This is a genomic window from Myxococcota bacterium, from assembly GCA_039030075.1.
In the GTDB taxonomy this organism is placed as follows: domain Bacteria; phylum Myxococcota_A; class UBA9160; order UBA9160; family SMWR01; genus JAHEJV01.
In genome coordinates this window covers 16,925-39,135 of sequence record JBCCEW010000030.1, presented here as the reverse complement: position 1 = coordinate 39,135, position 22,211 = coordinate 16,925, and the positions used below count along the sequence as shown (strand labels likewise).

General features: G+C 68.9%; 20 protein-coding genes. 12 read left to right on the top strand and 8 right to left on the bottom strand.

From position 1 onward, the window contains the following. Nucleotide 1 precedes the first annotated feature (1 nt). On the bottom strand, nt 2–664 hold the full coding sequence (locus tag AAF430_23190) for an ABC transporter ATP-binding protein (protein MEM7413154.1): 663 nt from the start codon (nt 662–664) through the stop codon (nt 2–4). Then, the gene (locus tag AAF430_23185) at nt 661–1,455 is read right to left on the bottom strand and encodes an arylesterase (protein ID MEM7413153.1); all 795 of its coding nucleotides are present in this window, start codon (nt 1,453–1,455) and stop codon (nt 661–663) included. Before AAF430_23185 ends, AAF430_23190 begins: the two co-directional genes overlap by 4 nt. Here AAF430_23185 and gcvP point away from each other — a divergent pair. Next, nucleotides 1,454–4,357 (top strand): aminomethyl-transferring glycine dehydrogenase, encoded by a 2,904-nt coding sequence (gene gcvP / locus AAF430_23180; GenBank protein MEM7413152.1) that lies wholly within the window; start codon nt 1,454–1,456, stop codon nt 4,355–4,357. The two genes, AAF430_23185 and gcvP, sit on opposite strands and share 2 nt — an antisense overlap. 411 nt (nt 4,358–4,768) lie before the next feature. After that, on the top strand, nt 4,769–5,905 hold the full coding sequence (locus AAF430_23175; GenBank protein ID MEM7413151.1) for a hypothetical protein: 1,137 nt from the start codon (nt 4,769–4,771) through the stop codon (nt 5,903–5,905). A 6-nt stretch (nt 5,906–5,911) separates the two neighbouring features. On the opposite strand, the gene htpX is transcribed toward AAF430_23175, so the two are convergent. Together htpX and AAF430_23165 are read right to left on the bottom strand one after the other, a co-directional pair. Next, nucleotides 5,912–6,787, bottom strand: a complete 876-nt coding sequence (gene htpX / locus AAF430_23170; GenBank protein MEM7413150.1) for a protease HtpX — start codon at nt 6,785–6,787, stop codon at nt 5,912–5,914. Between the two features lie 218 nt (nt 6,788–7,005). Beyond that, nucleotides 7,006–7,596: a hypothetical protein gene (locus AAF430_23165; protein MEM7413149.1), complete on the bottom strand. Its 591-nt coding sequence runs from the start codon at nt 7,594–7,596 to the stop codon at nt 7,006–7,008. 72 nt (nt 7,597–7,668) lie between these two features. On the opposite strand from AAF430_23165, the gene AAF430_23160 reads away from it, so the two are divergent. From AAF430_23160 to AAF430_23115, 10 genes are all read left to right on the top strand, one after another. Continuing rightward, nucleotides 7,669–8,808: an aldo/keto reductase gene (locus AAF430_23160; GenBank protein MEM7413148.1), complete on the top strand. Its 1,140-nt coding sequence runs from the start codon at nt 7,669–7,671 to the stop codon at nt 8,806–8,808. A gap of 118 nt (nt 8,809–8,926) precedes the next feature. Continuing rightward, entirely contained in the window at nt 8,927–9,886 is a 960-nt protein-coding gene (msrP, locus tag AAF430_23155; GenBank protein ID MEM7413147.1) for a protein-methionine-sulfoxide reductase catalytic subunit MsrP, read from the top strand. A 9-nt stretch (nt 9,887–9,895) separates the two neighbouring features. Continuing rightward, complete coding sequence (locus tag AAF430_23150; protein MEM7413146.1) at nt 9,896–10,483, top strand: protein-methionine-sulfoxide reductase heme-binding subunit MsrQ; 588 nt, start codon at nt 9,896–9,898, stop codon at nt 10,481–10,483. Nucleotides 10,484–10,538: 55 nt separating this feature from the next. Next, nucleotides 10,539–11,750, top strand: coding sequence for a TraB/GumN family protein (locus AAF430_23145; protein MEM7413145.1), 1,212 nt, complete (start codon nt 10,539–10,541; stop codon nt 11,748–11,750). Then, nucleotides 11,642–12,664 (top strand): Hsp33 family molecular chaperone HslO, encoded by a 1,023-nt coding sequence (hslO, locus tag AAF430_23140; GenBank protein ID MEM7413144.1) that lies wholly within the window; start codon nt 11,642–11,644, stop codon nt 12,662–12,664. The genes AAF430_23145 and hslO overlap by 109 nt, the downstream gene beginning before the upstream one ends. Nucleotides 12,665–12,668: 4 nt before the next feature. Further along, on the top strand, nt 12,669–13,787 hold the full coding sequence (locus AAF430_23135; protein ID MEM7413143.1) for a glycosyltransferase: 1,119 nt from the start codon (nt 12,669–12,671) through the stop codon (nt 13,785–13,787). Then, entirely contained in the window at nt 13,784–14,737 is a 954-nt protein-coding gene (locus AAF430_23130; GenBank protein MEM7413142.1) for a Gfo/Idh/MocA family oxidoreductase, read from the top strand. The genes AAF430_23135 and AAF430_23130 overlap by 4 nt, the downstream gene beginning before the upstream one ends. After that, nucleotides 14,734–15,954, top strand: a complete 1,221-nt coding sequence (locus AAF430_23125) for a radical SAM protein (protein ID MEM7413141.1) — start codon at nt 14,734–14,736, stop codon at nt 15,952–15,954. The genes AAF430_23130 and AAF430_23125 overlap by 4 nt, the downstream gene beginning before the upstream one ends. Before the next feature lies 1 nt (nt 15,955). After that, nucleotides 15,956–17,020, top strand: coding sequence for a lipopolysaccharide heptosyltransferase II (gene waaF / locus AAF430_23120; GenBank protein MEM7413140.1), 1,065 nt, complete (start codon nt 15,956–15,958; stop codon nt 17,018–17,020). Between the two features lie 39 nt (nt 17,021–17,059). Beyond that, nucleotides 17,060–18,784 carry an ATP-binding protein gene (locus tag AAF430_23115; protein MEM7413139.1) on the top strand — a complete coding sequence of 575 codons (1,725 nt, stop codon included), beginning with the start codon at nt 17,060–17,062 and terminating at the stop codon, nt 18,782–18,784. A gap of 64 nt (nt 18,785–18,848) precedes the next feature. Here AAF430_23115 and AAF430_23110 read toward each other — a convergent pair whose 3' ends face one another. The 4 genes from AAF430_23110 to AAF430_23095 are packed head-to-tail and all read right to left on the bottom strand — an operon-like array spanning nt 18,849 to nt 22,164. Then, nucleotides 18,849–19,580, bottom strand: a complete 732-nt coding sequence (locus AAF430_23110) for a tyrosine-protein phosphatase (protein MEM7413138.1) — start codon at nt 19,578–19,580, stop codon at nt 18,849–18,851. Further along, on the bottom strand, nt 19,580–20,287 hold the full coding sequence (locus tag AAF430_23105) for a Crp/Fnr family transcriptional regulator (protein ID MEM7413137.1): 708 nt from the start codon (nt 20,285–20,287) through the stop codon (nt 19,580–19,582). The genes AAF430_23110 and AAF430_23105 overlap by 1 nt, the downstream gene beginning before the upstream one ends. 17 nt (nt 20,288–20,304) lie before the next feature. Next, nucleotides 20,305–21,225 carry an LLM class flavin-dependent oxidoreductase gene (locus AAF430_23100; GenBank protein ID MEM7413136.1) on the bottom strand — a complete coding sequence of 307 codons (921 nt, stop codon included), beginning with the start codon at nt 21,223–21,225 and terminating at the stop codon, nt 20,305–20,307. Between the two features lie 18 nt (nt 21,226–21,243). Then, nucleotides 21,244–22,164: an alpha/beta hydrolase gene (locus AAF430_23095; GenBank protein ID MEM7413135.1), complete on the bottom strand. Its 921-nt coding sequence runs from the start codon at nt 22,162–22,164 to the stop codon at nt 21,244–21,246. Nucleotides 22,165–22,211 lie beyond the last annotated feature (47 nt).

Genomic DNA, 22,211 nt, shown 5'->3' with positions numbered 1-22,211 from the left:
GCTAGCCGTCCAGCTTGCCGTCGACGAGGCGGAGGCAGCGATCGCACGCCGCCGCGAGCCGATCGCTGTGGGTCACCAGGACGAGCGTCGCGCCGCGGCGTTCCACCAGATCGAAGAGCAAGCGGTCGATGGCGGCGCCGGTCTTCGCATCGAGGCTGCCCGACGGCTCGTCGGCGAGCAGCAGGCTCGGCTCCACCACCAGAGCGCGCGCGATCGCCACGCGCTGACACTCGCCGCCGGAGAGCCGGGACGGCAGGTGGTCCGCGCGGTGGCCGAGGCCCACCTGTTCGAGCACTTCGCCCGCGCGCTGGGTGGCCTCTGCGACTCCCTGCAGCTCGAGCGGGAGGCTGACGTTCTCGAGGGCGGAAAGGCCACTCATCAGGTGGAACTGCTGAAACACGATGCCAAGTTTGCGGGCGCGAAAGCGCGCGAGGTCGGCTTCGCCGAGCGCGGCGAGATTCTCCCCGTCGACGCGTACTTCACCCTGCGTCGGTACGTCGAGCCCCGCAAGCAGGGAGAGCAGGGTCGACTTGCCGCTTCCCGACTCACCGACGATCGCCACCGTCTCACCCGCCTGCACCGACAGGTCGACGCCGCGCAGGACCTCGATGGTCCCGGCCGGCGATGTGAACTCCTTGCGAACCCGATCGACGGACAGGATCAAGAGCCCGCCTCCTGGGCGAGCATGGGAAGCAGAGCGGACAGCACGTTCTGGGTCATGATCTCGGTTCCGCGGGCGTTCGGGTGGATTCCATCCGGAAGGTTCAGCTTCGGATCGGCTGCGACTCCCTCGAGGAGGAATGGGATGAGCGGGACGCTGTGTTTCTCCGCGAGGTCGGGAAACAAGGCCTCGAAGTCGCGCGTGTACTCGGGACCATAGTTCGGCGGCATCTTCATGCCGGCCAGGAGCACCCGGACGCCACGATCGGTCGCGAGGCGGATCGCTTCCGAGAGGTGCTTGCGCGTTGCCGTCACGTCGACGCCGCGAAGTCCGTCGTTGCCGCCGAGCGCCAGGATCACGATGTCGGGCTCGCTCCGCAGCTGCCAGCGCAGGCGGCCCACGGCGCTGGCCGACGTCGAACCGCTGATACCCGCGTTGACGACGCGCGCCGGGTGCCCCTGTTCTCGAAGCGCCGCCTCCAGCAAGTACGGGTACGCCAGCTCGGGCGCGAGTCCGTAGCCCTCGGTGAGCGAGTCTCCGAGACACACGATGCGCAGCTCGGGCTTCTCGTCGGCTGCGACGGCAGCGTCGCCCCCCAGGGCAACGCCAACACACGCCAATGCGATGGCGAGACTGCGAACGAGCGGGTATCCCTTCGGTGCTCCCGCGTTCGAGGCCTCCCCCAGGCGTCGCGCAAACGTCGTTCGGCCCCGCGTACCGCGTTCCTGCCCTGCTCCATTCGGAACCCGCGGCTCCCGTCCTCCGCCGAGCCCGCAGCGAAAGAAGACCTTCATGGCCAAGTCGCCTCCCCGTGACGCGCAATCGATCCTGGCGCCCTCGGACGACTTCGCTCGACGCCACCTCGGCCCGAATCCCTCGGACGTCGAGGCCATGTTGCGTGAGATCGGAGTCGATTCCCTCGACGCGTTGGTGGACCAGACCATACCCGAGGGCATCCGAAGCCGAAGCGCGCTGACCCTCTCCGGGCTGCCGGAGCCGCTGGGAGAATCGGCCGTCCTCGAGCGCCTGCGGGGCCATGCCCATCGAAACCGGGTGCTCCGCAGCTGCATCGGGATGGGGTACTCGGACACGATCGTTCCGCCGATCCTCCAGCGTAACGTGCTCGAGAATCCTGGCTGGTACACCCAGTACACCCCCTACCAGGCGGAGATCTCCCAGGGGCGGCTCGAAGCCCTGCTGAACTTCCAGACGATGGTGGCCGATCTGACCGGCCTGCCCCTGGCGAACGCCTCCCTGCTCGACGAGGCCACCTCCGCAGCCGAGGCGATGGCGCTCTGTTTCGCGGTGGGACGCCAGAAGAAGCCCGGCTTCTTCGTGTCGCGGGATTGCCACCCCCAGACGATCGGGGTGGTGCGGACGCGGGCAGAGTCGATGGGCCTCGAGCTCCATGTCGGCGACGTCGCGGACGCCGATCCGGAGGCGATGAACCTGTGCGGGGTCCTGCTGCAGTACCCCACCACCGACGGGCGACTCGTCGACCCCCGGCCCATCGTCGAGCGCTTCCACGCCCACGACGCCCTGGTCGTGATGGCCACGGACCTGTTGGCCCTGAGCATCCTGACGCCGCCTGGCGACTTCGGTGCCGATGTCGCGATCGGTTCGAGCCAGCGTCTCGGAGTGCCGCTGGGTTTCGGGGGCCCCCACGCGGGCTTCCTCGCCACGCGCTCCGCCCACGCGCGGCGCCTGCCGGGCCGCCTCGTCGGTGTCTCGAAGGACGCCGAGGGACGGCTGGCCTACCGGCTCGCGATCCAGACGCGCGAGCAACACATCCGTCGCGACAAGGCGACCAGCAACATCTGCACGGCCCAGGTGCTGCTCGCAATTCTCGCGAGCATGTATGCCGTCTACCACGGCCCGGACGGGCTGCGACGCATCGCCCGCCGCACCCGGGGCTTCACGTGCGTGCTCGCCGATGCGCTGCGCGCCCGCGGCCACGAACTCGCCGACGCGCCGTTCTTCGACACGCTCCGGGTCCGTCCCGAGGGCATCTCCGCGAAGGATGTCATCGCGGGCGCAGCCGAGCGCGGCTACAACCTGCGGGCCTTCGACGACGGCGCGGTCGGTGTGTCTCTCGACGAGACCACGACGCGCGAGGATGTCGAAGCGCTGCTCGCCGCCTTCGACCCGAACGGCAACCCGAGCCTCGAGCCCCATCTCGAGCACGCCAGCACGCCGATTCCGCGCCCCTACGAGCGCGAGGGAGAGATCCTCGAGCACCCCGTGTTCCACGCCCACCACGGCGAACACGAGATGCTCCGCTACCTGCACCGGCTCGAGGCGAAGGACCTCTCGCTCACGACATCGATGATCCCGCTGGGCTCCTGCACGATGAAGCTCAACGCCACGACCGAGATGTTGCCGGTCACCTGGCCCGAGCTCTCGCGGCTGCACCCCTATGCGCCGTCGGACCAGGTCGCGGGTTCTGCGGCGATGCTGCAGGAGCTCGAGACCTGGCTCGCCGAGATCACCGGGCTGCCGGCGGTCTCGCTGCAGCCCAACGCGGGATCCCAGGGCGAATACGCGGGTCTGCTGGCGATCAAGCGCTACCACGGCTCGCGCGGCGACGACGCGCGGGACGTCTGCCTGATCCCGGTCTCTGCCCACGGTACCAACGCTGCCAGCGCCGTCATCGCGGGTTTCCGCGTGGTGGCTGTCGCCTGCGACGACGCGGGCAACATCGATGTCGAGAACCTGCGCGCCCGCTGCGAGGAGCACGCGGATCAGCTGGCCGCGTTGATGATCACCTACCCGTCCACCCACGGCGTATTCGAGACGCGTGTTCAGGAAGTCTGCGAGCTCGTGCACCAACACGGCGGGCAGGTCTATCTCGACGGCGCGAACATGAACGCCCAGGTGGGACTGACGTCACCAGCCGCCATCGGCGCCGACGTCTGCCACCTCAACCTGCACAAGACCTTCTGCATCCCGCACGGGGGTGGGGGCCCAGGCATGGGCCCGATCGCCGCGGCGAAGCACCTCTCCCCGTTCCTGCCGGGCGATCCCGTCAGCGGCGAGGCTCCGGTGTCGGCGGCACCCTACGGCAGCCCGAGCATCCTTCCCATCAGCTGGGTCTACATCGCGATGATGGGAGGCGCAGGTCTCACGGAAGCGACGCGCATCGCGATCCTGAACGCCAACTACATGTCCGCCCGTTTATCTCCCCACTTCGATGTGCTCTACACCGGGCCGGGCGGTCGGGTGGCGCACGAGTTCATCATCGATTGCCGCGACTTCGAACGCAGCGCAGACGTACGCGTCGAAGACATCGCGAAACGACTGATGGACTACGGCTTCCACGCGCCGACGATGAGCTTCCCGGTTCCGGGAACGCTGATGATCGAGCCCACCGAGAGCGAACCTCGAGCCGAACTCGATCGTCTCTGCGACGCCTTGATCGCGATTCGCGGAGAGATCCGTCGGATCGAGAACGGGGACTGGTCGGGCGAAGACAGCCCGCTTCGGAATGCCCCCCACACTGCGCAGGCGGTGGCGTCGGACGACTGGGCGCATCCCTATTCGCGGCAGGAAGCGGCCTGGCCCGCCGCGTGGCTGACCGAGCACAAGTACTGGCCGCCGGTCGCGCGCATCGACAACGCGTATGGCGATCGGAACCTGCTGTGCACGTGCCCGCCGCTCGAAGCCCTCGCCGAGGACGATCCAGGTCGAACGGGATAGCTGGCCAGACTGGAAAGCGCTGAAGCAGCCGAGGCTTAGCGACGCCTCGGGTTTCGGGGAAACTCCCCCCATTTGGGGGAAGATGGCGCTTCGGCCATCCGTCATGCTCGTTTCAGGCGGACCTGGAGAGGCCGGTGGTGCCGACGGATGAGGGACCGGCGGCGCCACACGAGCCCACACGGCCTTTCCGGTTTCTCCTCGGTAGAGGAACAATCACAACTCCAACGACTTGCGCACACTGATGGTTCCTCGAGGCCCGCTCTTCGGAGCGGGCCTCATTTTTTGGGGCCTCTCGCGCGCGGAGGGCCCCTTGTCGAGCCTCCGATCCCCCTGGGGACGCGCCGACCTTCCTGATTGTTCCGCGATCCCGGCCCGGGATATCCTGGGTCTCCCTCCAACCGCGAGTCGCCGGTGGACCCCGCAGCCGTCCTGCCGCTGATCGAGCAGATCTACGACGCCTCCCTCGAGACGTCGCGCTGGCAGGGCTTCGTCGACGCCCTGTCCGAGGCCTACGGCGGAGCTCCCACCGGGTACGCGCTCCAGCTACCGGGGGCGCCCCTCTCCGGCGTCTTCTTCGCGAGCACCGGGGGCTTCGCGGACGAGTTCCAGCCCACCTTCGCCCACTACGTGACCCGCGGCCTGCCCTGGGAGGAGGCGCGGCGCAACCAGTTCGTGGGTCGCTTCGGCCTGGCGAGCGAGGTGGTCTCGGCCGAGCGCATCGCCGAGAGCGACTTCTACCTGCAGTGGATGAAGCCCCAGGGACTCGCCGACCACGGACCGATCGGACACACCGTCGCACTCGACGGGGGCCGCCCGGTGGCCGGCATCGCGATCTTCCCGCAGGAGGGCCGCGCTCCGTTCACGATGCAGGACCTGGGGTTCGCCGATCAGCTCGTGCCGCACCTGGCGCGCGCTTACGCGATCCACGCCACGACGCGACGCCAGCACGCCCTGAGCAAGGCGATCGATCGTTTCCCGACGGGTCTCGTCCTGCTGGACGCCCGCGGCCAGGTACTGCATGCAAACCGCCTCGCCGTCTCCCTACTCGCGGACGGCGACGGCTTGTCCCTGCACGAGGGCGCATTGCGCGCGAGCGACCCGGACGACCAGCGCTTGCTCCAGCGCTACATCCAGTTCGCGATCAGCGCCGCTGCCGACGGGGAAGCCCGCAACAGCGACGTGCTCGCGATCCGGCGACGTTCCGAGGGTCGCGCCTACCCCGCAATGGTGGCACCTCTGCGTCCCGACGAAGGCGATGCCACGCTCCCCGACGCCGTCGCGGTGATCTACTTCTCGGACCTCGACGAGGGCACGCTCCGCAGGCGAGAAGCCCTGAATGCGCTCTACGGGCTCACCGAAGCCGAGACCCACCTGGTAGAGCTCTTGTGCCAGGGATGCTCGCTGGATGAAGCGGCCGAGGCCCGCGGCGTCACCGTCAACACCGCGCGCAGCCAGCTCAAGCAGGTGTTCGCGAAGACCCATACGGGTCGACAGAGTGAGCTGGTCCGGCTGGTGCTCTCGGGCGTCGCCTCGATCGGCGGTCCGTAGGAGCCGTCAGACGGTCCCGCGTTCGAGGGCCGCGATCCGCTCGTCGAGCGGCGGGTGCGACATGAACAGCCGCGAGAACGCGCTGCCACCCGAGATTCCGAAGGCGCGCATCTGCTCGGGCAACGGCTCCGGGTCGGTCTCTGCTTTCAAGCGGCGCAGCGCGTTGATCATCTCGGTCCGGCCCGCCAGTCGAGCACCGCCGGCATCGGCGCTGAACTCGCGGCGTCGCGAGAACCACATCACCAGGATGCTCGCGAGAATCCCGAGCACGATCTGGGCGAAGATCACGGACACGAAGTAGCCGATCCCGTAGCCCTCCTCGTTGCGGAAGACGACGCGGTCGATGAACCCGCCGATCAGGCGGGAGAGGAAGAAGACGAAGGTGTTCACCACGCCCTGAATGAGCGTGAGCGTGATCATGTCGCCATTCGCGACGTGGCTGACCTCGTGGCCCAGCACCGCTTCGACTTCGCCCTTGTCCATGCGCTGAAGCAGGCCGGTGCTCACGGCGACCAGGGACTTGTCGCGGCGCGCGCCCGTGGCGAACGCATTGGGAGAATCGGACGGAAAGATCGCCACCTGGGGCATGCCGATCCCGGCGGCCTGCGCCTGGTGGGCAACGGTCTGAACGAGCCACGACTCGGTGCTGTTGCTGGGCTCCTCGATGACATGGGCGCCGGTGGAGCGAATCGCCATCCACTTCGACATCCAGAGGGAAATGAAGCTGCCGCCCATGCCGAAGACGAACGCAAAGACCAACAGCTGGCTGTTCTGGAAGACGATGCCCTGGGAGGCGAGGAACCCTTCGAGCAGGTTCGCCGCGATGAACAGCACGAGCATGATCGCGAAGTTCGTCGCGAGGAAGAGGGCGATGCGCTTCATGTGGGCTCCTTCTCCGCCTTCGGCGTAGGCGGGGATTGCGAAATCGGGATGACCGATCTTCCGATGTCGCGAGGGAGCCTAGCGTTCCCCGCCCGCGACCCGGCGGCAGGTCCGAGCGCGCGCATCCAGGTGCTCACGCTCGCGTCCAAGGAAGCTAGGGACGCGTGGACCCGGTGCAAACGGGCGGACAGGCCCGCGGGGAACTCGGGTCGGCCCGGTCAGGGCCGGGATGCGGGAGCTGCGGCTCCGGGGGTGGGCGCCGGGCGCGGCGCCGCAGCCGGCGGTGCCGGGGTGCGAGCGGGTGCGCGGGCGGCATCCGCGACCTGGCGCGCGGCAGCCAGCGCCGCCGCACTCTGCTCTTCGACCCTTTGCATGCGCTGTGCGAGCGCATCGATGCGTTGGGTCGCAGCCGCCTTCTCGAACGCCGACTCGAGCTTCTTCACCCGCTCGTTTGCGCGACGTGCGTCGCGCTGGGTCGAAGCCCAGTCCTGCGACGATGCCTGGCCTCGCTTCTCCTCCAGAGCCGTCAATCGCTGGGTGCTTCCTGCGAGATCCGACTTCACCTGGTCCATGCGTTCCCCGAGCGTCGGCAGACTTCCCTCGAGCGTGGCCAGGCGTTCTTCGAGTGCGGTGATTGTCGCCTCATCGACGCCGGACCCGGCATCCGAGCCGTCTTGCGAGAGCATGACCACACCGACCAGCGCGAGTGCGCCGAGGGCGTAGGGCATGGCGAAGCGGTGGAAGGTGCGGCGCAGGAACTTTCGCTCCTCCGCGGACACGTTGATTCCGTTGTTGGTGTGATCGGGCATCGTGGTCCCCGAATCGGCAAGTCGCGCGCAGGTCTGAAGTGCCGGCCCGGGCCGAGCTACGCTCGCGACGCGATGAGCGAACCGACGCCGGGCCGAGCCACACCCGAGGGGACTGCGCGGTTTGCTGCACGTTTCTCGGGTCTCGAGGGGCACTTCCGGGCACCCGACCGGCTCTCTCTGAGTTCGCTTGCACTGGGCACCCGGAATGGAGAGCCCGGCGGCGTCGACGACCTCCTCTACCGCTCCGCGGTTCCGCTCCTGCTGGAAGGCGGGGTGAACGTCTTCGTCACAGCGCTCTCGGATCGCAGCTTCCATAGCGAGCGCTGCCTGGGAGCGGCTCTGGAGCGCGCATTCGAAGAGGAGCTGGCGCAGCGCGACGAGGTCGTGGTCGTGTCACGCGGCGGCTATCTGACCGCGGACCCCGACTCCCTCGACCGCCATCCCCAGCCTCGTCGGTACCTGCGGGAGACCTACGTCGAGACGGGCCTCCTCGACCCGATGGACCTCGCCCAGGGCGTACACTCCCTCGCTCCGGCGTTCCTGCGCGACCAGCTGCGTCGCAGTCGCGAGAACCTCCGGCTCGACACCCTGGACGCCTACCTGATCGAGGAGCCCGAGCTGCACCTCGAGGGGGCCACGGCCGACGAGTTTCGAAACAAGCTATGCGCCGCCTTCGAAGCCCTGGAAGGCGCCGTCTCGGACGGCGAGATCTCGGCCTATGGCATCTGCACGTGGGACGGCTTCCTCCAGCCCCATACCGAGCGGGATCATCTCGCGATCCTGGACGTCTTCGACTGGGCATTGGAGGTGGGCGGCGGCGACCATCACCTGCGGTACCTGCAGCTCCCGTACAGCGTCGCGATGTCGCAGGCCTTCCGTCTCGACTCCCAGATCGGGCCCGAGGGTCACACCGCGGCGGTGCTCGAGACCCTGCGCGGTACCGGTACCGTCGTCCTGGCCAGCGCCCCCCTCGTCCAGGGTCGGGTCCTCGGACGGCTCCCGGACAGCCTGACCGACGCCTTCCCCGAGGCCCACAGCGACGCGCAGCGCTGCCTGCAGTTCGTGCGGAGCACGCCCCAGATCACGAGCGCAGTGGTGGGGATGCGCGAAGAGCCGCACGTCCGCGAAAACCTCGCTCTGGCCCGCGAGACTCCGGCCCCTGCCGAGACGCTCGAGCGGCTCTTCAAGGCGGCCGCCCGCGAACGCCCCTGACACCCCGAGCCGCCTCGGGCATCCAACCCCACGTTCCGCGCCCGTCCCCCGGGATCGGACCGATTCCACGCCCCGCGATCCGCTACCCCTAGTCCGGGAACCATCCGATGAGGACCGTATGACGCGCCACCGCCAGCCCGAGCCGCCCTCCCGTGAGATCACCTCCGAGGCGCAGTACCTGCGACGCCGCGAATTCCTGCGCCACTCGGCCTGGCTCGGCGCCGGTCTGTCGATCGGCTGCGGCATGGAAGAGGCCGGCGCGGCCGCGACGGCTCCGACCGGCGAGAAGCTCCAGGGCGTCGTCAAGAGCCCCCTCAGCGTGGCCGAGGCCCCGACCCCGTTTGCGGACGCGGCCAGCTACAACAACTTCTACGAGTTCGGGACCGGCAAGGACGACCCGGCGCGCTACGCACACACCCTGCGGACGCGGCCCTGGAACGTCCGCATCGATGGCGAGGTCGGAAAACCCGGTGAGATCGGCATCGAAGACCTGATCCGCCCGCACACGCTCGAGGAACGGGTCTACCGGTTTCGCTGCGTCGAGGCCTGGTCGATGGTGATTCCCTGGGTCGGCTTCTCGCTCGGAGATCTCCTGAAGCGCTTCGAGCCCACCTCGAACGCGAAGTACGTCGCGTTCGAGACGCTGCACGATCCCGCGCAGATGCCCGGTCAGCGCCGTTCGGTCCTCGAGTGGCCCTATGTCGAGGGGCTGCGGATCGACGAAGCGATGCATCCGTTGACGCTGCTCGCGGTCGGCATGTACGGGCAGGTGTTGCCCAACCAGAACGGCGCGCCCCTGCGCCTCGTGGTGCCGTGGAAGTACGGCTTCAAGAGCATCAAGTCGATCGTGCGGATCCGTCTGACGAAGACCCTGCCGCCCACGAGCTGGAACATCTCTGCGCCGCGCGAGTACGGCTTCTACTCGAACGTGAACCCGGCCGTCGATCATCCGCGGTGGAGCCAGAAGCGCGAACGCCGCATCGGCGAGTTCCGGCGCCGCGAGACGTTGCCGTTCAACGGCTACGCCGAGCAGGTAGCGTCCCTCTATCAAGGGATGGATCTGCGCGCCAACTACTAGGTCGCCTCGTTGCTTCGCCCTCGGCAACGCATTCAGGCGATCGCGATCGGCGTCGCCTGCCTCCCGCTGATCGGACTCGGTGTCGCCGCCCTGCGCGACGATCTGGGTGCGAACCCGATCGAGACCCTGACGCATGTGACGGGCGAGTGGGCCCTGCGCTGGTTGCTCGTGAGTCTCGCCGTGACGCCGGCGCGACGTTGGCTCGACTGGCAGTGGGCGGCGCCCCTGCGTCGCACCTTCGGGCTCGCGGCGTTCGGCTACGCCTCGCTCCACCTCGGCGTCTGGGCGGGACTCGACTGGTTCTTCGACCTCGGCGCGATGTGGGAAGACGTCGTCGAGCGCCGTTACATCACCATGGGGTTCGCCGGTTTTCTCTGCATGCTGCCCCTCGCGATCACGTCCACGCGGGGCTGGATCCGTCGCCTCGGCAAGCGCTGGGTCACGCTGCACCGGCTGGCCTACCTCGCCGGCATCGCCGCCGTGGTGCATTACCTCTGGTTGGTAAAGGCGGACCTGCTCGCACCGCTGGTGCACGCCGCGCTCCTCGCCAGCCTGTTCGGCCTGCGCTGGCTGGGACATCGGCGCAGTCGGGCCTAGGGCGTCCCCCAGGCGTTCGCCGAGGCCGAGGCCTCCCTGCTAGCGTGGCCCGCGCATGGACGACGCGCGCCCCACCGAACCGACCCCGGAAGCCGCCGCCGACTGGCCCTCCGACGTCCAGACCGTGCGACTCGATGACCGCGAGTTCCTGCTCGTGGGCACGGCTCACGTGTCGCGCGAGTCCGCCGACCTCGTCCGGGAGGTCATCGAGAAGGAGCGACCCGACACGGTCTGCATCGAGCTCGACACCCAGCGCTTCGAAGCACTCTCCCAGCGCCGCCGCTGGGAAGACCTCGATCTTCGACAGGTCATTCGGGAACGGCAGCTCGCTCCGCTCCTCGCGAACCTGATCCTCGCCTCGTACCAGAAGAAGCTGGGCGGGGCGCTGGGCGTCGCGCCCGGGACCGAGCTGCTCGAGGCGTCGAAGGCCGCCGAAGAGTTCGAGATCCCCGTCGAACTCTGCGACCGCGACGTGCGCGTGACGCTGCGCCGCGCCTGGGGCGCGATGACGCTCTGGAACAAGGCGAAGCTGCTGGCTGCGCTGCTGGGCAGCGTCGTCGACCGGCCCGAGCTCGACGAGGCCGAGCTGCGTCGCATCCGCGACCAGGACGTGCTCTCCGAGCTGATGCGCGAACTCGGCGACGAGCTGCCGGCGGTGAAGACCACGCTCATCGACGAGCGCGACCAGTTCCTCGCCGAGAAGATCCGCAGCGCGGCTGGGCGGCGGGTGGTCGCCGTGGTCGGTGCAGGTCACGTCCAGGGCATCCGGCGCTCGATCGAGTCGCGCAGCCCGGTCGACCTCGCGGCGTTGAACGTGATCCCACCCGTCGGGAAGCTGTGGAAGTGGATCGGTTGGGGCGTACCCGCCGCGATCATCGGCGCCCTCATCGCGATCGGCGTCCAGCAGGGAGCCCGCGTGGCCGGCGAGAACCTGCTGTTCTGGATCCTCGCGAACGGCATCCCCGCCTCGCTGGGAGCGCTGATCGCCCTCGCCCACCCGCTCGTCATCATCGGGGCCTTCGCCGCAGCACCCGTCACCAGCCTGATCCCGGTGATCGGCGCGGGCTACGTCTGCGCGTTCCTGCAGGCCTATCTGCAACCGCCAACGGTGCGCGAGTTCGAGACCGTGGGGGATGACTTCGGCGAGTGGAAGCACTGGTGGCAGAGCCGCTTGCTGCGCATCTTCCTGGTATTCGTGCTGACCACCTTTGGCAGTTTCATCGGCACGTACGTCGGCGGCGTCGAGATCTTCACGAATCTCTTCTGAGGCATCGCGTGAACCAGCCCCCGGACCGTCTCGTTCGTTGTGTCTCCGAAGAGGGAGGCATTGCCGTGCGCGCCATCGTCGGGACCGAGCTCGTCCGCGAGGGCGCCGCCCGGCATCGCACCTCTCCCACGGCGACGACTGCGCTCGGCCGCACCCTGCTCGGGGCCCTGCTGCTGGCGGCCAGCGGGAAGGAAGACGACGAGAGCGTGCAGGTGCAGTTCCGCGGGGATGGCCCCTTGAAGGGCGTGGTCGCCGGCGCCGACGCCCTCGGGAATGCCCGCGGCTACGTCGGCAGCCCGCGGGCACACCCGCCTCGGGTGGACGGTCAGCTCGACGTGCATGCCGCGGTGGGGGCCGGGGTGCTCACGGTCGTACGCATGCGCGCCGGCCAACAGCCGTACACCGGCATCGTGCAGATCGTGCACGGAACGATTGCGCAAGACCTCACCCACTACCTGTCCGAGAGCGAGCAGAGCCAGACGGCGCTCGCGTTGGGCGTGCAAGAGGATCCGCCGCGTGGGGTCCGCTCCGCGGCCGGCTACCTGGTGCACGCCCTGCCCGGTGCGAGCGAAGCCGAGATCGACCGGGTCGAAGAGAACGTGCGGGCCACCCCGAACCCGTCCCAGCTGGTGGCCGAGGGGCTCGATGCGCACGGCCTGCTCGCGCGCCTGCTCGAGGGCCTGGGCATGCGCGACGCCCACGAACTCCCTGTGGCCTTCCATTGTGGGTGCAACGAGGAGCGGGTGTCCCGCGCGCTGCAGACGCTGGGGCGCGAGGAGCTCGAACGCGCCATCGAAGAAGCGGAACCGATCGGCGTGGAGTGTCACTTCTGCGCGGCCTCCTACCAGGTCGGCCCGGACCGGCTGCGCGTCCTGATCGAGGCGGGGGAGGAGTCCTCCGCGCCGCCCTCCTGATCGCGTGGCCAGGAGCGAATCCGGCCTGCGGATCGCCCATGTATCGGGCGAGACGGGTTTCTCGGGCGGCGAGGTACAGGTCTTCCTGCTGATGGAAGGCCTCCGCGACGCGGGCCACGAGAACCTGCTGATCTGCCCGCCCGACAGTCGGGCTCGCGCCGAGGCCGAGAAGCGCGGTATCGCGACGGCGAGCGTGGCCATGCGCAACGACCTCTCGCTTCCCGCCAGCTGGCGCACGACCCGGATCCTCCGCGAACAGCGCCCGCATTTGGTGCACTGCCATACCGGTCGCGCCAACTGGGTGGGAGGCCTGGCTGCCTGGCGCGCGGGAATTCCCGCCCTGACCACGCGGCGGATGGACCGACGCGTGAAGCGCGGACCGCGCACGCGCTGGCTGTATGGACGCGTGATGCGCCGGGCGGCAGCGATCTCGCCTGCGGTTGCCACGCGACTCGAGGAAGGCGGCGTCGCCGCGGACCGCATTCGTCTGATCTGGAGTTCCGTCGACCCCGCCACCCTCACCCCCAGCGCCGACCGCGCGCAGTTGCGCAGCGAACGCGACGTTCGGGACGACGACGTCGTGCTGCTGGTGACGGCGAACCTGGTCCGACGCAAGGGCATCGACCTGCTGATCGAGGCACTGGCGCGCTGCGCGGAAGCCCCCGGCCTGCGGCTCTGGGTGGTCGGAGACGGCGTCGAGAAGGAGGCGCTCGAAGCGCTGGCGCGCGAACGCGGCGTCACCGCGCGCGCCACATTCTTCGGCCGACGCGACGACATCGCCGACTGGCTCGAGGCCTGCGACGTCTTCGTCCTGCCGTCGCGGCTCGAGGGGCTCGGCGTCGCTGCGCTCGAGGCGATGGCACGTGCGCGCCCGGTGGTCGCCAGTGCGGTCGGCGGGCTCGCCGAGGTCGTCCTGCACGAAGAGACGGGTCTGCTGGTGCAGCCCGAGGACGCAGATGCCCTCGCGGCAGCGCTGCAGCGCATGCACGCCGACGCCGTGCTCCGCGATCGCCTCGGGCACGCCGGCGCCCAGCGCATCCGCGATACCTTCACCGCGTCGAAGATGGTCGAGCAGTACGTGGCGCTGTACCGCGAGATCCTGGCCGAGACGGAGACGACATGACGCTGCGTGTCGGGTTGATCGGCGCACGCCGCACGCGCCAGGGTCTCGGCCCCTTCGTGGCACGCGACCTCCGCGCGCTCGGCGTGGAAGTTCCGGTCTTCCTCGCGACCCGAGAGAGCTCGATCGCACCGACCCAAGCCGCGCTGCGGGAGATCGCGGAGATCGAGGCGGCGGGGTTCACCGAGTCCGACGCCTTCTTCGCCGAAGCACTCGACGCGGTGGCGATCCTCTCGCCCTCCGAGACCCACGAGGCGCATCTCGCGCGCGCGGCCGAGGCCGGCGTGTCGGTCCTCTGCGAGAAGCCACTCGTGTGGGGAGGGACCGGCCTCGCCGAACGCAGCCGTGAGCTGGTGGAACGCTTCGCGGGCCAGGGGCTCTGGCTCTACGAGAACTGCCAATGGCCGTTCACGCTGCCGGGCTTCGAAGCCCTCTACCCCGGGGCCTTCGAGAGCCCCCCGAAGCAGTTCCGGATGCAGCTCCAGCCGGTTTCCGAAGGGCTCCAGGCCCTTGGGGACGCCCTGTCCCATCCGATCTCGGTGCTCCAGCGGGCCTTGCCCGGTCCCACGACCCTCCGAAATGTGGTTTTTTCAACCCGCTCACATCCGGACGTGCCGCTTCAGGTGCGATTCGACTACGATTCCGGCGCGGGGAGCTGCGCGGTCCAGATCGATCTGGCTCGCGAGGACACCATCCCGCGCCGAGCCAGCCTGGCCTTCGATGGTCGGGAAGCCCGGCGTGTGGTGGAGCCCGAGAGCTACCGGCTATCCTTCGCCGGCTCCGAGCGAACCGTTCCCCTGGACGACCCCCTGACCTTGCTGATCGCTGATTTCGTGCGCTGTTTGGGCAGCGGGGACGAAACCGAACGAAGCGCCCACGCACGCCAGATCGTGCAGCGGATGGAGCTCCTCGAAGAGCTCATCGCTGCCTATGCCCGAGAGGAGGGCCTGTGACGGAGGCCATTCACGATTTCACCGGGAAGTTGCGCCAGCCTTCGCTGCGCGAACATCTCGACACCTACATCGGGTGGCGGAAGGCATTGGCTCGCGCGCGCGCCGCGGGTGAGCCCGATCCCGAGCCGCCGCCGATCGCGCCGATCTCGATCAATCTGGATCTGACGACGGCCTGCAACTATCGCTGCGACCACTGCATCGATTGGGACATCCTGAACACGAAGCACCGCCACGAAGAGGAGACGCTGCGCTCGTCGATCGTCACCATGGCCGAGCGGGGGCTGCGTTCGGTGATCCTGATCGGTGGCGGCGAGCCCACGATCTACAAGGGCTTCGTCGACTTCGTGAAGTTCTTGAAGGACCTGAAACTCCAGATCGCGGTGGTTTCCAATGGCAGCCAGGGCGACAAACTGCTCGACATCGCCGAGTACCTGGACGAGCGGGACTGGGTACGGCTCTCCCTCGACTCGGGTAGCAACGAGCTGTTCCGCACGATGCACAAGCCCGTCCGGAAGTCGCTGACGCTCGACGAGATCTGCGAGTGGATCCCGAAGATCAAGGAGCGCAACCCGCGTTTCCAGCTCGGCTTCTCCTACATCATCGTGTGGGGTGGCGCGACCCGCGACGACGTCGAGATCCACGAGAACATCGACGAAGTCGTGATGGCGACCGAACGGGCCCGCAAGTACGGCTTCGACTACATCGCGCTGAAGCCGGTGCTCGAGCGCGGCGACGACGGTGCCGAGGTGATGGATCCCCAGGCCGCGCAGAACCGCGACGCCGTCATCGCGCGGATCCGGGCCGAGGTCGACAAGGCCCGCGAACTCGCGACGGATACGTTCTCGGTGCGGGTGAGTACCAACCTCCGTGTGCTCGAAGAAGGCAGCTGGCAGGACTACACCCACCAGCCGAAGGTCTGCCACATGCAGGCGCTGCGGCAGGTCTTGACGCCGATGGGCACCTTCAACTGCCCGGCCCATCGCGGCGTCGAGAAGGCGCGCGTCGGCGGACTCGATGCCTACGGCGACAAGACGATGGCCCAGATCACCGGCGGACAGTTGGCCGACCTGATGGACGACTTCGACGCGAGCCACGAGTGCCGCGAGGTCACCTGCCTGTACAACGGCGTGAACTGGTGGCTCGAGAAGATGATCGAAGACCCGCGCGACGAGATCGAGATCGAGCCCGGCGACGAGCGCCTCGACTTCTTCCTCTAGGTTGGAATCCCTCCGCCGCGTCCTGGTGCGGCTGCCCAACCCATTGGGCGACGCCGTGATGGCCACACCGGCGCTGCGCGCGCTGCGGCGGGGCCTTCCGGACGCGGAGATCCACGCGCTTGGCCCTCCCCAGCACGAGCCCTTGCTGGCGGGGGTCGAGGGCTTCGACGTCTACCACCCCTATCGCGGGCGCAGCTTCGCGGCGCTGCGCGAACGCGCGCGCGCGCTCCAGGATCTCGCGTTCGACGTAGCGGTGATCCTGCCCGACTCGCCGCGGGCGGCCCTCGATGCCGTCGTTGCACGCATTCCGCGCCGGATCGGCTACGGGCGTGACTGGCTGCGGCGGGCGCTCCTCACCCAGTCGATCGACGCACCGCGCGAACATGGCCAGCGCGTTCCGTTCTCGATGATCGAGCGCTACCTGCGGATTCCCCGCCTGCTGGGGATTCCCGACGCCGGAGATCGCCTGACACTGGTCGTCTCCGAGGCAGACAAAGACGCGGCTGACGCGGCCCTCTCCGCGGTCGGCGTCGCGCGCGACGACGCGATGCTGCTCGTTTCGCCCGGCGCCGCCTTCGGGCGCAGCAAACTCTGGCCTCCTCGACACTTCGCCCAGGCGTGCGACGAGATCACGCGTCGCTTCGGTCTGCGCGTGGTGCTCGCGCCCGCGCCCAATCCCGAAGAGGAGGCGATCGCCGCCCAGGTGGCGCAGGCGATGCAAGAGGCGTGCGTCGTGCTCCCGCCCACGGATGGGCTCGGCACCTTCAAGGCCGTCGTGGCCCGCGCCACCCTCGTTCTCACCAACGACACGGGGCCGCGTCATCTCGCGGTCGCGCTGGATCGCCCGGTAGTCACCCTGATGGGTCCGACGGACCCCCGCCACACGGCGCACCACCTCGAACGCCAGCGGGTCCTCTTCCTCGATCTCGCCTGCCGACCCTGCCACGCGAAGGAGTGTCCGCTGGGCCACCAGCGCTGCCTGGTCGACCTGCCGCCGGAGCAGGCGGTCGAGGCGGCCGCCCAGCTGCTCTCCCGACAGGCGGAGGCGCCGCGTCAAGCCCACTAGCGCGCACGCCGATACACCGAGCGGGAGCGAAGCCCTCGCGTGCACCCGCTACACGTCGCCGTCGCCCTCTCCACTCTGGCCTGCGCCGCCTGCGCGGGAGGGATCTTCGTGCACGCGCGCCGCGGAAGCGGCGAGGACCTGCGTCGCGCGGTGCTACTGCTGGGCTTCGCCTACCTCGGGGTCTGTCAGCTGATGGCCCACCTCCAACCCTCGCCCGAGGCGGCCGCCTGGCTCGCCCGCGCTTCCGCGCCGGGTTGGGTCTTCCTCGGGCCGCTGGCGCTGCAGGTCTTCTCCGAGCGGTTCCACGTGCGCGCACGCTGGCTCTCCGCGCCGCTTCGCTTGGGCTATGGGCTGGCGTTCGTCGCGCTCGTCGCCGCCGTGACGACCCCCTGGGTCGTCGCGAGCATGCGCCCGGCGCCCTGGGGCTATTCGATCGAACCCGGACCGCTCTACGGACCCATCTTCGTCTACAACCTGTTGGGGACGCTGATCGGCGTCGGGATCGCGGGCCGCGCGACCGGCGAATTGCCCGAGGATCGACGCCGACCCGCGCGGTGGTTGCTCGCCGGCGTCAGCGTTCCCACGGCCATCCTGGTCGGAACGGATTTCGTGATGCCGCTGGCGGGTCGCGAGTTCCCGCCGCTGATCCCTTCCGTGTTCGCGCCGGTGGCGCTCTTGTCGCTCTACCTGCATGCGCGCTTCGGCCAGTCTCCGCTCACCCCGTCACGCGCCGCCGAGGAGATCCTGGCCAGCCTTCCGGACGGTGTCGCGCTTCACCGCTCGGACGGACGGATCCGCTTCGCCAACCCCGCTCTGGCGCGTCTTGCAGGGACCTCGGTCGAGGCGCTCGAAGGGAAGCCGATGGACGCGCTGCTTCAGCCGGGAGACGCGCACGATCGCTTCGAACTGATCTTTGGCGATGGCCCCCGCATCCCTGTCGCGGCGCGCTCCCACACGCTCCACACCGAACGGGGAATCCAGCTCGGCGAGGTGACCGTCGTGCGGGACCTGCGGGAAGTCTCGGACCTCCGACACCAGCTCCTCACCTCGGCGCGACTCGCCGCCGTGGGTGAACTCGCAGCCGGGATCGCACACGAGATCAACAACCCGCTCGCGTTCGTCCGCTCGAACCTCTCCCAGCTCGAGGCTCGCTGGAAGCAGCTGCGGGATCGGCGTCGGGACCTCGGGCCCGAGTTCGCCTCGGCCTTCTCCGACACGGGAGAGCTGCTCGAAGAATCCCTCGAAGGCATCGACCGGGCCGTCGAGATCGTCCGGAGTGTGAACCGCTTTGCGCATTCCGGCTCGGATGCCCGGGAGAGCGTCGACGTTCGTCAGCTACTGGAGGACTCGCTGAGGATCGCGTCGATCCAGCTGCGCGACCGCGTCGAGGTGTGGTCCGAGTTCGAGAGCGATCTGCCGCCCGTGCGCGGAGCCGCCCAACAACTGCGCCAGGTCTTCCTCAACCTGGTCGTGAACGCCGCGCAGGCCGTCGACGATGGCGGCACGGTCTTCCTGGCCACCCGCGTGGAGCAGGACGAAGTCGTGGTGGCCGTGGCCGACGACGGCTGCGGCATCCCGCGCGACGTCGTCGACCGGATCTTCGACCCGTTCTTCACGACCAAGGCCGTGGGCGTGGGCACGGGCCTCGGGCTCGGAATCGCGCACCGCATCGTCGAGAGCCACGGCGGCACGATCGAAGTGGAGACCGCGGACGGACGCGGCAGCGTGTTCCGGGTGCGACTCCCGGTCGACCACGCGTCTTGATCGACCCACGCGAGCGGAGTGGCTCGCGGCATCGGGACCGGCACGCCCGCACCCAGCGCGATCTTCAGGCTTCGACCACCCGCTCACGCAGGCGCGCGATGTCGTCCGGAGCGACGCCGATGTCCGCCACGTAGTCAGCGGCCGATCCGTACTTCGCGCGAATCTGCTCGAGGAAGGAGCGCATCGTCTCGGGCTCGGCATGGAGCGTGTCCGGCGGTAGTTCCTTCCACATGTCCTTGTAGCCTTCGCTCGACATCAGGCGCTCGACGATCGCATCGAGGGAATCGCGGGTCGCGGCGTAGTCCACCACGATCACCTCGTCCCGCACGCCGAGCAGGGCCAGGAGCAGCGCCGAGACGACCCCGGTGCGATCCTTTCCCGCGGCGCAGTGGAAGACGACCGGATCGTCCGTGCGCGCGATCGTCGTGATCACGCGCGCGAGCGGCCCCCGCGCGAACTCGATCATGCCGAAGTACAGATCGGCGAGACTCGCCATCGGCGGGCGCTCGGTGGAGCCGGGCCCGTCGAAGAGCGGCAGGTGATGAAAGCGCATGGCCTCGCGCTGCAGCGGACCGCGACCGTCAAGCTCGAGCTCGGCGGTCGAACGCAGATCGATGATGTCACCGAGCTGGATCTCGTCGCGCAGTGTGGCGACGCCCCCCGCCTCGAGTGCGTGCAGGCCGTCGGCGCGAAAGATCTGGCGCCAGCGCAGCTGGCCTCCCGACTCGGTCGGATACCCGCCGAGATCCCGGAAGTTGTGGCATCCCGCCACTTCGACGCGTCGGGGCGGTGCCATCAGAAGGTCGAGAACGCCAGTCGCTCGATGGCGTCCGGGTCGAGCAAGGTCACGTAGCCGGCGTCGACGCGGATCAGCCCCTCGTCGCTCCAGCTACGCATCTGCTTGTTGATGCTCTCGCGGGTCGCGCCCACCAGATCTCCCCATTCTTCCTGCGAGAGCTTGATGTCGATCTTCAACTCGCTGCCGTTCTCCTTGCCGTAGCGATCGGCGAAGTGCATGAACTTCTTGGCCAGGCGTACGGGCAGGTTGAGAAACTGCACGTCTTCGACGAACTCGCTCGCGCTCTTCAGTCGCTCCACGAGGACGGACAGCATGCGAACCGCGACGTCGGGCGTGCGCTTCAGGAACGCCAGGAAGTCACGGCGGTCCAACACGAGGAGCTGGCACTTGTCGATCGCGCGCACCGTGGCGGTACGCGGGCTCTCGGAGAGCAACGCGACCTCACCGAAGACTTCGCCGGGTCCCATGACGCTGAAGACGACATCGTCTCCCTCGAACGACGTCGTCAGGGCCTTCAGACGTCCCTCGATCACGATGTAGAGCTGGGAGCCGCTATCGCCCTTGTGAAACAGCTCCTCGCGGACCTTCGCCGAAACGGCCCGGGCCGCGGGCACGAGGGCGTCGATCTCCTTCGGAGAGAAACCCTGGAAGAGCGGCACGCGGGCGAGCAGATCGCGCTTCTGCTCGTCGGAGAGAGAGGCCATGCGAGAAAGATACCCGTTCAGCCGTGAATCGCCGCGAGCACTTCCGCCACCAGGCGCTCGGTCTGGGCGAGGAGATCCTTCGCGTCTTCGGCCACCGGTCGCAGCACGAACTTGGTCATGCCGGCGCGACGGTATTCCTCGATCCGTGCGAGAACCGTGGCCGCATCTCCGACCGCGAGATAGGCATCCAGGTCGAAGTCGGGCCGGAAGCGCTGGAACCCGCGCGCGGTCTGCTGCACCGCCGCATCGTCCTGGCTTCCGAAGCGGAAGGGGAAACCGGCACCGTAGTGCTCCGCGTCCACGGGACGACCGGCTTCGGCCGACGCATCCCGGATCGCCGCGACCACCGGTGCCGCCTCGGCAGGCGTCTGGATCCCCGCGAGCCAACCGGTGCCCAGGCGGGCCGTGCGCCGAATCGCCGCCGGGCTGCTTCCGCCGATCCACAGCGGCAGCGGTTGCTGGACCGGGCGCGGCGCGATGGTCACGCCCTCGTAGCGATAGAACTCGCCCTCGAAGTCCACCGACTCCTCGGACCAGAGGCGCGCCAACAGCGTGAGCGCCTCGTCGGCCCGCGCCCCGCGACGCTTCTCCGAGATACCCAAGGCGCGCCACTCCGGCGCCCCCCCGGTCCCCACACCAAACGCGGGGAGCAGTCGCCCGTTCGAGAGGTAGTCGATCGTCGCGCACTCCTTTGCGAGCACGAGCGGGTCGCGAAAGCTGACGACGGTGACGCTCATCCCGAACTTGAGCCGCGACGTCCCGCCCGCGAGGGCGCCCATCGTCGCGATCGAGTCGAGTCCCGGCGCCCGCGAGATCAGCCGATCGCTCTGCCAGAACGAGTCGACGTCCGACGCTTCGCACAACTCGATCCAGCGCCAGAAGTCCGCCGGTCCTTCGAAGGGAAACCCGGCGAGACCAACGCCGATACGCACCGCCATCGTGGGGCCTCCCTGCCGCTAGGCGAGCGCTTCGCGCAGCGCCTTCGCGGCCTCCTGCAGGGCCTGACGAGAAGCGTCGAAGGGCATGCTGAAGAAGCCGTGGATCATTCCGTCGTAGCGCGACACGGGGCAGGCCACTCCCGCGTCCACGAGGCGCTTCGCGTACGCCTCGCCCTCGTCGCGCAGCGGATCGTAGCCCGCGGTGATGCAGATCCCGGGCGGAAGTCCGGCCACGTCTTGCGCGCGCAGCGGGGAAGCAATCGCCTGTTCGGCCTCGGCCGGTTCCGCGAGGTACTGGTCCCAGAACCAACGCATCAGGCTTCGCGTGAGGAAGTACCCGGTCGCGTTCTCCTCGTAGGACGCGGTGTCGAATGCGCAGTCGGTCACCGGGTAGACCAGCAGCTGGAACCGCAGCTTCGGGCCGCCCCGTTCGCGGGCCAGCAGGGTAGTGGCCGCCGTCAGATTCCCACCCGCGCTGTCGCCTCCCACGGCGAGTCGCGACGTGTCGATGCCCAGCGCAGCGCCCTCCTTCGCCACCCACGCCGTCGCCGCGTAGCAGTCCTCCGGAGCGGCGGGAAAGCGATGCTCCGGAGCGAGCCGGTAGTCGACCGAGACCACCGCACATCCCGCACCGTTCGCGAGCTGACGACACACACCGTCGTGGGTGTCGAGGTTGCCCACCACGAAGCCACCGCCGTGAAAGTAGACGAGCCCGGGGAACGGGCCGTCGCCCTCGGGCAGATAGACCCGAACGGGAATCTCGCCGGCAGGTCCGGGAATCGTGCGATCGATCACCTTTGCGACGGGCTCGGGCTCGGCATCGCCGAGGGCGCCCTGGTTCATCCCCTCGCGCATGGCGACGGCATCGATCCCGGAGAGATCGTCGGGCATCGGCGGGAACTGATCGAGCACGGCCTGGGCCTGGGGGTCGACGGGCATCGGGTCCTCCTCGGAGTCGGCGCATGATACCCGCTCGCGGCTTCGGG